Source organism: Agarivorans sp. MS3-6 (genome assembly GCF_054112545.1).
Window position 1 is genome coordinate 370,349 of sequence record NZ_CM134202.1, and the last position, 11,698, is coordinate 382,046.

An 11,698-nucleotide genomic window follows, 5' to 3' on the forward strand; every position below is an offset into this window, starting at 1 on the left:
CGTATTGACACAGGTGGTATAGCTAAGTAAATTCATTTCCTATTCGGGGTATAGCGCAGCTTGGTAGCGCATTTGTCTGGGGGACAAAGGGTCGCAGGTTCAAATCCTGCTACTCCGACCAATTTAGAAAAACCTATAGCTTATTCAGCTATAGGTTTTTTTTTACTCTGACGAAGACGGTGTAATACTGTCCGAGAGTCAAACACCCGAGGGTTTGCTAAGTGGTAATGTCACCCGATGGTTTTACATTCTTAAAGCTGCTTCTTGGTTTGTTAGCGCCGTCGAACCTGAATACATTTTTATCAACATCTCGGTGAATCGTAATGTCGATATAAGTGGTTTGATTAGCCGCGCACACCTGATCGATAGCCATTCCCTCAGAGCGAAACTGAGTATTTTGATAAAAAGAAAACCCTTTATTTGGCCTCGCCATCACTTGAATACCAAAACAGTTGTCTTTGATTTTAGACATTTTCTCAGCATCGATGTAATACACTAAGCTATGAGTATTGCTATTCATTTGCTTATCAACAAAGAAACCTTCAGGCAATTGATGCGGTTTGTACCCTTTACCTGCTAACAACAGGATATCGTAGTCTTGGTTGTTGATATGCTCACCCAATTGGTCTTTCACTCGAATCACCAACATACAATACTTACCGATTACTTGTTTTTTACCTTCAGGAACTTTTGCCTGTTCAATGCGGCTGAACTCGGCCATTTGCTGCCCCCTCTTTTGGTATTCGCTACCAGAATTCACTGTTAAACAAGCCAACACCTGCTCGATAATAATATGGTGATTATTCGAACTGGGTTTATTCGCCATGATGCCCATCTTGTTACCTGAGTGACTAAACTCACTGAACACAGCCATAGGCACAGCAGCGGGTTTTCGTATCGGCTCTATTTCACTGGGAGTTAACCGATAAACTTTACCGCCAACGCCATTTATCTGCTCCTCAGATTGCAGCAAAGCTATATAGCGATAGTTCATATTGGCACCAGCAACACGCACCACCCCATCAGAACCCGATTCAACCAGATAGCCATTTAGAAAGTCGTAAAACTTGCTATCGATTCCTTGACCGATTAGCACAAAAGGAAAAAAGTTATTCTCAGCATTTTGGTAAGACATACTGTTTTCGTTCAGTGCCCACTGCCCCTCACTCCCTAAGGACAACCAATCTAAGACTCGCTGGCCTGGCTCTACTCCAGAAAACCAAGACTTAATCCGCCCTACTCGCTGCTTACCTAATACGGCCAAACTTGAGCCGTGATTGGCTGGCGCGAGCATCACCAAGTGCTGTAATGGCAGTGATGTTAAACCACTGGCCCCGTAGTATTTATCGATCCATGAACGCACGACTGGGCCGCCCGTTGAATGAGTAATACACGAAAAGGGCTGAATGCTGGATTCATTGCCGGGTAAGTCCCGCAGCGCTTGTTCTAACGCTCGGGCTATATCATCCATTGACACTTCATCATGGAAACTGACATATTTCCCCAAATAAATATGGTCAATATCAAGATTGAGATTAGTTGAAGCAGCTTTAGAGACTAGAGATTGTGGTAACTCTCCATAGGTGTTGGTGTGGGTAACACTCCATCCGTGTACAAAAATCAATTTCATATTATTACGTCCATGTGATGAATTGCAGAAATAAGCTAGACTCGGCCAAATGCTAGCCCCAGTTAGCAACAAACAAATTGCAAACTGATTATTATCGATGTTGATAGAGCTTAGATGGAGAGTTAACCGCTGGCAAAGTTAACAAGAACTTTACTTAAAACAATTGGATATCAGTGTATTGATATCTGGACGATTAGTGGTCAATCATGCAAGGCTTAAGGTTGTGGTTTACGAAGATTTATCACCATCGCTTGTATAGATTGAGGGGCATCGGTGCAAAAGCGCTGAACCGTAAGCGCCAGTAAAAAGTTCAGTAGCATGCCAAAGGCGCCGATTCCCTCTGGAGAAATACCGAATAACCAGTTCTCACTCAGGTTGGCGGCTGGATTAACAAACTTAAAGTACACGATGTAACTCAAGGTTACGCTGATACCTAACAGCATGCCACTGATAGCCGCGGTACGGCTTAGTTTGGCAACAAATATCCCTAGAATTATCGCAGGAAATAGTGAGCTAGCAGCAAGACCAAAAGCAATCGCCACGACCTCAGCCACTAAGACTGGAGGGTTAACACCTAAGTACCCAGCCACGATAATAGCTAGCACAGCGCTAATTCGCGCTAACTTTAGCTCTTGTTTATCGGTTAGATTTTTCTGCCAAGTCTGCTTAATAACATCATGAGCAATGGCGCTAGAAATAACCAATAACAGCCCCGCTGCAGTAGACAGTGCTGCCGCTAAACCTCCAGCGGCCACCAGCGCGACCACCCAGTTAGGCAACTGGGCCATTTCGGGGGATGCTAAAACCACAATATCTGGATTTATCACCACTTCGTTACGTTCATCCCCAGAATAAAATAAGCGCCCATCATGATTAATATCCTGCCATTCAACTAAGCCTGACTGCTGCCAATTTACAAACCACTCCGGGCTATATTCAGCCAATACACCTTTATGATCTGAACCATTAATCGACTCGATGATATTTATTTTGGCAAATGCGGCAACGGCCGGCACAGCTGTATAAAGTAAGGCTATAAAAAGCAGCGCGTAACCGGCAGATTTTCGAGCATCATGCACTGTTGAAACAGTTAGGAAACGTACAATAATATGCGGTAAGCCTGCGGTTCCCATCATAAGCGCAGCGGTAATAAAAAAAGTATCTACCAGCGATTTATCACCACGGGTAAAAAGCTCAAACCCTAAATCTTGCGATAGGCCATCCAGCTTATCTAGCAGGTATAATTCTGTACCATTGCTCAAGCTGCTACCTAAGCCTAGCTGCGGGAACACTTGCCCAGTCAACGCAAATGAAGTGAATATAGCGGGAACCAAAAAAGCAAATATGAGCACACAATACTGGGCAACTTGCGTATAGGTAATGCCTTTCATCCCCCCCCATACTGCGTAGACAAAAACGATGGCCATTCCTAATAAAATGCCTAAGTTAACATTTACATCTAAGAAACGCGCAAATACCACGCCTACGCCACGCATTTGCCCAGCCACGTAAATAAAGGAAATAAAAATAGTGCAGGCAACGGCCAGTAAACGAGCGCTTTTACTGTAATAACGCTCTCCAATAAAATCGGCAACGGTATATTGGCCAAAGCCTCTTAAGTAAGGAGCCAAACACAAGGCAAGTAATACATAGCCCCCTGTCCAACCCATTAAATACACCGCTCCGTCATAACCGGCAAATGAAATGATCCCCGCTAATGAAATAAAAGATGCTGCTGACATCCAATCTGCAGCGGTCGCCATGCCATTAGTAACGGGATGTATTTGAGCGTTAGCAATGTAGAAGTCTTGAGGTGATTTGGCCTTCGCCCAAACTGCAATAATCATATAAAGAGTGAAACTAGAGGCGATAAAAATTGATGTCCATGTTTGTATATCCATGCTTTCGCCTATGTCACATCTATACTTCGCTTTGCCACAGCAACTTATTCATGAGTCGCAAAGCCAAACACATAAGTTAATATTTTGTTACATCAAATTAGAGGCTTATTGATAGAAATAAACTTAGACTTTGGTATAGATGAGAGCATCACTAGATGAAATGAGACATCACTTTGGAGAGATCGTGATAACACACTGAAAATTAAGTTAAAAAACCACTGCCACTCAACTAATCCTTTAGTCGAATGTAGATGGGTAATCCTTGAAAACTTAGGGATTTAGCAAAAAAAATGCTCTTGCAATGCAAGAGCTAATGGAAACGTGCTTATATGATACCTCCAACACTACTCCCCTCGATGTAGTGCTCGCCGACCAAAGCTAGAAGGTTCAAGCTACCAACTTAAATTAGCATGTTAAAAGCGAAGGTCAACGCAAAATTTTACATTTTGTTAACTTTTTGTGAGCCGCCTAACATGCATTCAAATCACACAAATTGCGATCTATTTACATATTTACTGCGTAAACAAGATAATTGATGGCTTAACAGCCCAAATATGTTGATTTAGGTCATGAATTGATTTTTATAGCCAGATAAACAACTGTTTACGAAATCAATAAACAGCAAGATTTACAAAAAAAAGGCTTATTTTTTATAAATTTATTTTAACAATGGTATAAGCTTATTTTAACGCTTCATGAAATCTTTTGTTTCCAAATTCTGTCTTTATTAGGGATAGCTTGTTTTAGGAGGCCTAGGCTATGAGTATTTTTGACCACTATCAACAGCGTTACGAGCAAGCTCAGGAAGAAGAGCTATCGCTTGATCAGTTTCTCACTCAATGTAAAGAAAACCCCAGTATTTACGCCAGCGCAGCAGAGCGACTTTTGCATGCCATAGGCGAACCGGAAATGGTAGATACCTCTAAAGACCCCCTTCTGAGCCGATTATTTTCCAATAGAGTTATTGCTCGCTACCCCGCATTTAAAGAATTTTATGGCATGGAAGACAGCATAGAGCAGATAGTCTCTTATCTAAAACACTCTTCTCAAGGCTTAGAAGAGTGCAAGCAAATACTCTATTTACTCGGCCCGGTAGGGGGGGGTAAATCATCGTTAGCTGAAAAACTGAAAGCTTTAATGCAATTAGTTCCTATCTATAGAATTAAGGGCTCTCCGGTTAACGATCATCCGTTCTGTTTATTTGACCCGGACGAAGATGGTGGCATATTGCAAAGTGAATACGGTATTAGCTTACGACACCTTAAAACCATCATGTCGCCTTGGGCCGCCAAGCGATTGAGAGAATATGGCGGTGATATTACACAATTCAAGGTGGTAAAATCCTACCCTTCTATTTTGAATCAAATTGCGGTCGCAAAAACCGAGCCTGGAGATGAAAATAACCAAGATATTTCATCGCTAGTAGGTAAGGTAGATATTCGACAATTAGAGCATTATGCGCAAAATGATCCCGACGCTTATAGCTATTCAGGCGCACTGTGTAGAGCCAACCAGGGTTTGATGGAGTTTGTAGAGATGTTTAAAGCACCCATTAAAGTGCTGCATCCTCTATTAACCGCCACTCAAGAAGGCAACTACAATGGCACAGAAGGATTATCAGCCATTCCTTTCGAGGGTATTATATTGGCTCACTCTAACGAGTCAGAGTGGCAAAGCTTTAAGAATAATAAGAATAACGAAGCATTCTTAGACAGGGTTTATATCGTTAAAGTCCCTTATTGTTTACGAGTCAGTGAAGAAATCAATATTTATCAGAAACTGCTCGATAACAGTGAACTTAACACCGCTAAATGCGCGCCCAGCACTTTAGAGCTGTTGGCGCAATTCACCGTATTATCACGTCTTAAAGATCCTGAAAACTCTAGTATCTACTCGAAGATGCGGGTTTATGATGGCGAAACCCTCAAAGATACCGATCCTAAAGCGAAGTCTTACCAAGAATATCGCGATTTCGCTGGGGTAAATGAAGGAATGGAAGGCTTATCCACGCGTTTTGCATTTAAAATCTTATCGAGAGTGTTTAACTTCGATACCAGTGAGGTAGCAGCAAACCCTGTGCACCTTTTCTATGTATTAGAACAGCAAATAGAACGCGAACAATTTGGTCAAGAAGTCGCCGATCGTTACCTTGAACATTTGAAAGGTTATTTAATCCCCAAATACGTCGACTTTATCGGTAAAGAAATACAAACCGCATACTTAGAGTCTTACTCTGAATATGGGCAAAATATATTCGATCGTTACGTGGTGTATGCCGACTTCTGGATTCAAGACCAAGAGTTTCGAGACCCCGATACGGGGCAGCTGTTTGACCGCGCCGCGCTCAATGCTGAACTAGAAAAAATTGAAAAACCCGCAGGGATCAGTAACCCCAAAGACTTCCGTAATGAAATCGTTAACTTTGTATTGCGTGCTAGAGCAGGAAATGATGGCACCAATCCTAGCTGGACCAGCTATGAGAAACTGCGCACCGTGATTGAGAAGAAAATGTTCTCAAATACCGAAGACTTGTTACCGGTTATTTCTTTTAATGCTAAAACCTCGGCCGATGATCAACAAAAGCACGATGACTTTGTGGCGAGGATGATGGAGAAAGGCTACACCCGTAAACAAGTTCGCTTGTTATCTGAATGGTATTTACGCGTTCGTAAATCTTCATAGATTTGATGGAGGGCGCCTATGGCACATTTTATCGATCGACGTTTGAATGGTAAAAATAAAAGCGCGGTAAATCGCCAGCGCTTTATACGCCGCTATAAAAGCCAAATCAAGCGGGCCGTTAACGATGCGGTTAACCAACGGAGTATTCAAGACTTAGAAAATAGCGAAAGCATTAGCATTCCGCATAAAGACATCACTGAACCCTTTTTTCATCAAGGCGAAGGAGGACACCGCCAACGCACGCTTCCTGGCAACGATCAATTTGGTACCGGTGATAAAATTGAGCGACCACCACAAGGCGAAGGAGGTGGAGGGTCGGGTGATGGCGAAGCCAGCGACCAAGGAGAAGGCACTGAAGAGTTTCAGTTCAACATCTCCAAAGATGAATATCTTGATATTTTATTTGACGATTTAGAGCTGCCAAACCTTCAAGAAACTGATGTTGAAAGCATTGTTGAATACCAAACCTCTAGAGCAGGCTTTACCAATGAAGGTGTGCCAGCCAATATCAATATAGTGCGTTCTTTACAAAACTCTCTCGCACGACGCATCGCCATGGGAGGAGACAAAAGAAGACAACTTAAGCGCTTAGAGCAAGAGCTTGCAGAGAAACAAAGTGATCCACTGATACCTCAATCCCACATTGAGCAATTAAAAGCAGATATCGAACAACTAAAACAACGCTTAGCCAATATTCCGTTCATCGACACGTTTGATCTAAAGTTCAATAACTTCGCTAAACACCCCATACCAAGTAGCCAAGCGGTGATGTTTTGCCTTATGGATGTTTCAGGATCAATGGACCAAGCGACCAAAGACATCGCCAAACGTTTCTATCTGCTACTGTATTTATTCTTAACCCGCAGTTATGAAAAGATCGAAGTGGTATTTATTCGCCACCACACCCAAGCCAAAGAAGTAAACGAACATGAGTTCTTCTATTCCCAAGAAACCGGGGGCACCATCGTATCTAGCGCACTAAACCTAATGGAAAAAATCATCCAAGAGCGCTACCCCCAACAACAGTGGAACATTTACGCCGCCCAAGCTTCTGATGGTGATAATTGGGCAGATGATTCACCCAAGTGTCGCGATTTACTGGAAAACAGTTTACTTCCGTCTAGTCGTTATTATACCTATATTGAAATCACCAGCCGCGCCCACCAAAGCTTATGGCACGAATACGAACAGCTGAGTGAGATATTTAGCAACTTCTCTATTCGTCATGTGAAAAATGCCGATGAAATACTCCCGACCTTTAGAGACCTTTTTAAAAAAACCACGCAGTGAGGCCCACATGAGCAAAACCAAGATGTTGCCCGATGGACCAGATTGGACCTTTGAGATGCTAGAGCTCTACCATCAAGAAATCGCTAAGGTGGCAGAGCACTATAAACTTGATACTTATCCAAACCAAATTGAGGTCATCACCGCCGAGCAGATGATGGACGCCTACTCAAGCGTAGGTATGCCTATTGGTTACCACCATTGGTCTTATGGCAAAAAGTTTATCCAGACAGAACAAACCTATAAACGCGGGCAAATGGGTTTAGCCTATGAGATTGTTATTAATTCAGACCCTTGCATTGCCTACTTAATGGAAGAGAACACCATGCCAATGCAGGCTCTAGTCATCGCCCATGCATGCTTTGGCCACAATAGCTTCTTTAAAAATAACTATTTGTTTAAAACCTGGACAGACGCAAGCTCAATTATTGATTATTTGGTATTTGCTAAAAACTACATCAGCAAGTGTGAAGCACGCCATGGGGTGCAAGCGGTAGAGGATTTACTCGACTCTTGTCATGCACTGATGAACTATGGTGTGGACCGTTATAAGCGCCCTAGCCCAATATCGATGGAAGAAGAAAAGTCTCGCCAAGACGCTCGAGCGGAGTATTTACAGAGCCAGATAAACGAACTTTGGAAAACCATACCAACCAAAGAGAGTCATGACGTACAGCAACGCCAGCGGTTTCCACCCGCTCCAGAGGAAAACATTCTCTACTTTATTGAAAAACATGCGCCGTTATTAGAAACATGGCAACGCGAAGTGGTACGTATAGTTAGAAAAATCAGCCAATACTTTTACCCGCAAAAACAAACCCAAGTGATGAACGAGGGCTGGGCCACATTTTGGCATTACACCATCACTAACCATCTGTTTGATCATGGCCAAGTGAGTGAACGTTTCATACTTGAAATCCTTCACAGCCATACTAGTGTGGTAATGCAACCCGCCTATAACAGCCCGTACTTCAATGGCATCAATCCCTATGCACTAGGCTATGCAATGATGACCGATATACGACGGATTTGCGAAACGCCCACTGATGAAGATCGCCAATGGTTTCCCGATATTGCGGGGAGTGATTGGTTGGAAACTCTGCACTTTGCCATGGCAAATTTCAAAGATGAAAGCTTTATCAGCCAATACTTATCCCCTAAAGTAATCCGAGATTTAAAGCTATTTACACTTGACGATAATGAAAGCAAACCCTACCTAAAAGTAAACGCAATTCATGACGATTCGGGCTATCAAAAAATAAGAGAAGCACTCAGCTCACAATACAATCTCAGTAATATCGAGCCCAACATTCAAGTTTATAATGTTGACCTGCGGGGTGACCGTTCTTTAACCCTTCGTTATGTTCCTCATCAAGGGATCCCCTTAGGTAAAACCAAAGACCAAGTAATCAAACATTTACATCGTTTATGGGGGTTTGACGTTATTCTTGAACAAGTAGACGACAACGGGCTAGCACAAACAATTAGCCGCTGCCCAGTCGTCGACTAATAGTTACAATTTGCATAAAAAAACCACCCTTAGGTGGTTTTTTTATTTAGGGCTAACTAAAACAATGAGGCATTCACCATCAGGTGGCAAAAAATTGAAGCCACATAACCTAAGGCAATCACAGGCGCCCAACGTAAGTGGCTGATAAAAGTATAGTGCCCTCTTGCCTGCCCCATCAACGCGACACCCGCAGCCGAACCAATAGACAACATACTTCCCCCGACACCTGCGGTTAAGGTAACCAATAACCACTGCCCCAAAGACATACTCGGTTCCATGGTAAGCACCGCGAACATAACAGGGATGTTATCAACAATCGCACTGAGTACGCCCACCGCGACATTGGCGTAAGTAGGATCCCAATTCAAATACATCAAATTGGAAGCAAGCTCTAAATATCCAATAAAGCCTAAACCGCCAACACACATCACCACGCCGTAGAAAAACAGTAAGGTGTCCCATTCGGCGCGAGCGACCCGGTTGAAGATGTCAAAAGGGACAACACTGCCCAAAGCTTTTAAGCGCGCATCATTTCGATGCTCGATGGCATCAATCGCTTTTTTGTGGAGGCTAGTCGCCAAGGTTTTACGCAAGAAGAAACCAAAAAATTGCAGGTAACCTAAGCCCATCATCATGCCTAATACGGGCGGCATATGATATAAACTGTGACCTAGCACTGCAGTGGCAATGGTAATGAGAAACAGACCCACAATTCGCCTAGCGCCCCGTTTCAGTTCTACGGTTTCATTTTCTGCGGTAACCAAATCATTCGACACAAAAAATGACATAATGAAGGCAGGTACAATAAAATTAACAAACGAAGGTAACAATAGATCAAAAAACTGCCCGAAGTGGACCAAGCCTTTCTGCCAAACCATTAAGGTGGTGATATCGCCAAACGGACTAAATGCGCCACCAGCGTTAGCACCAACCACAATATTAATACAAGCCAAGTTAATGAAACGGCTATTTCCATGGGCCACTTTAGTGACCACTGCACACATCAGTAACGCCGTTGTCAAATTATCAGCCACCGGGGAAATAACGAAAGCAAGGCAGCCAGTTAACCAGAATAGTCGCCGGTAACTAAGATTCTTACTCACTAACCAAGCACGCAAAGCGTCAAACAGTCGTCGCTCTTCCATGGCGTTGATATAAGTCATCGCTACCAATAAAAACAACATTAACTCTGAGAACTCAAGTAAGTTATGACGAAACGCGTCCGTCACTAACTCTTCTTGGCCCGAGCCGCGATAATAAATGGCGATTAGGAACCAGATTAGGCCCGCCCCGACCAATACCGGTTTAGATTTGCGTAAATGGATAACTTCTTCACTCATCACCAACAAATAGGCGAAAGCAAAAATAACTAAAGCACTCGTTCCAACCCATGTATCAACGAGGCTCCCACCTTCAGAGGCAAAACAAGCGGAAGAAAAAAAGACTAATAGAAAAGACAACAATATACGCATCAAATCCCACTCCTTTAGGCGAATGCAATGGTTGTTAAACTTGTATTGTGCAGCGCTAACGGCCGTAACTTAAGGCAATAGCACTGCGATGATTATTCATTGCATTCTCTGCTTTGGCTAATAGTTGCTCTATGTCGGTCACAGTATTATCAACACAAGCAACACCAAGCCTTGAACCTAAATCTAAGTCTTCTGGAAATGTAAGCCAAAACTCGTTATCTAAGGTCTCTTTGATTCGCTCAGCGGTATCCAGCGCTTGGTAAAGGCCAGATTCAGGTAAACCGATCACAAATTGGTCAGCCTGAGTTCGTGCTAAGAGATCGATTTTTCGTATCTGAGATTGCAAAAAATTAGCGAGACTAGTCAGTAACTTATCCGCGTCATCGTCGCCCAATTTATCATGATAATTAGAAAAATGATTGACGTTAATCAAAACAATGGAATAGGCATTTTGATAACGAGAGCTACGTTCAATTTCTGTTTCAGAAAATTGCTTAAAACGAGCGTAATTAGCAAAACCCGTCAAGCTATCGACATACATGGCTTGCTCGCCAGAAGGAGTGTTGTGCAGCGTGGATTGGTTCTGCTGGTCAGCAACTAAGTGTTGTGCGTAAGCATGGCGCCAAACCAAATGCAATAATGACTGAGCAACTAACAATAAAGCGACATAGCTTAGGTTGCTGGAGAGTACAGCCATAAATTGCTGATGGTCTGAAGAACCATAGGCCAAATAACAAGCCGTTGTAGCGCTTATTAATAACCAAAAAATGACGCTAAAAATGGGGAGATAGATAACACAAAGTAATACAGGCAAACTGTAAACAAACCATGAAGACATGACCACATCATACCATTGAGGCAGTAACACCATCAGTAGAGCAACCATAACAAAATGCTGAGTTAAGATGCTGTTTAAAAAAAGCCTCCCGGCCTTAGCCGATTCTATTTGCAGGCCAAACCAAGTCATCATTGCTTGAGTAAATAACCAAAGCCCCAGACACGCGATAGCTTGCCAATTTAGCGCTTGCCACCAGATCTCTGCGACACCCAATTGAACAAAGAAAATCAGACCAAAACAACAATAAATGGTTTGCACCCATAATAAACGAGCACTTTGTTGCTGCCATAGTCTTGCACAGAAATGCTGTTCTTGGTTCCCAGGGGAAAAGCCCTTATAAATAATTTTCCAACTATTTAATTCATCTTGCTGTTGCAT

Annotated in this window: 7 protein-coding genes and 1 tRNA gene; 4 read left to right on the forward strand and 4 right to left on the reverse strand. The window is 42.8% G+C overall.

Features of this window, described 5'->3' with window-relative positions; all coding sequences use genetic code 11:
* Positions 1 to 44: 44 nt before the first annotated feature.
* Positions 45 to 121: transfer RNA gene (locus ACVFI8_RS01755), tRNA-Pro, on the forward strand.
* 96 nt (positions 122 to 217) lie between these two features.
* Here the strand turns inward: ACVFI8_RS01755 and ACVFI8_RS01760 are convergent.
* Both ACVFI8_RS01760 and ACVFI8_RS01765 read right to left on the reverse strand, forming a co-directional pair.
* On the reverse strand, positions 218 to 1,630 hold the full coding sequence (locus tag ACVFI8_RS01760; RefSeq protein WP_248715165.1) for an esterase/lipase family protein: 1,413 nt from the start codon (positions 1,628 to 1,630) through the stop codon (positions 218 to 220).
* Between the two features lie 215 nt (positions 1,631 to 1,845).
* Entirely contained in the window at positions 1,846 to 3,531 is a 1,686-nt protein-coding gene (locus ACVFI8_RS01765) for a sodium:solute symporter family protein (RefSeq protein ID WP_248715164.1), read from the reverse strand.
* Between the two features lie 759 nt (positions 3,532 to 4,290).
* Between ACVFI8_RS01765 and ACVFI8_RS01770 the strand changes: the two genes are divergently transcribed.
* Genes ACVFI8_RS01770 through ACVFI8_RS01780 form a run of 3 tightly spaced genes read left to right on the forward strand, consistent with a single transcriptional unit; the run spans position 4,291 to position 9,010 of the window.
* Positions 4,291 to 6,213 (forward strand): PrkA family serine protein kinase, encoded by a 1,923-nt coding sequence (locus ACVFI8_RS01770; RefSeq protein ID WP_248715163.1) that lies wholly within the window; start codon positions 4,291 to 4,293, stop codon positions 6,211 to 6,213.
* 18 nt (positions 6,214 to 6,231) lie between these two features.
* Entirely contained in the window at positions 6,232 to 7,503 is a 1,272-nt protein-coding gene (locus ACVFI8_RS01775; RefSeq protein ID WP_248715162.1) for a YeaH/YhbH family protein, read from the forward strand.
* Between the two features lie 7 nt (positions 7,504 to 7,510).
* On the forward strand, positions 7,511 to 9,010 hold the full coding sequence (locus tag ACVFI8_RS01780) for a SpoVR family protein (protein ID WP_248715161.1): 1,500 nt from the start codon (positions 7,511 to 7,513) through the stop codon (positions 9,008 to 9,010).
* Between the two features lie 56 nt (positions 9,011 to 9,066).
* Here ACVFI8_RS01780 and nhaD read toward each other — a convergent pair whose 3' ends face one another.
* Together nhaD and ACVFI8_RS01790 are read right to left on the reverse strand one after the other, a co-directional pair.
* Positions 9,067 to 10,482: a sodium:proton antiporter NhaD gene (gene nhaD, locus ACVFI8_RS01785; protein ID WP_248715160.1), complete on the reverse strand. Its 1,416-nt coding sequence runs from the start codon at positions 10,480 to 10,482 to the stop codon at positions 9,067 to 9,069.
* Positions 10,483 to 10,537: 55 nt separating this feature from the next.
* Complete coding sequence (locus ACVFI8_RS01790; protein WP_457872861.1) at positions 10,538 to 11,698, reverse strand: diguanylate cyclase domain-containing protein; 1,161 nt, start codon at positions 11,696 to 11,698, stop codon at positions 10,538 to 10,540.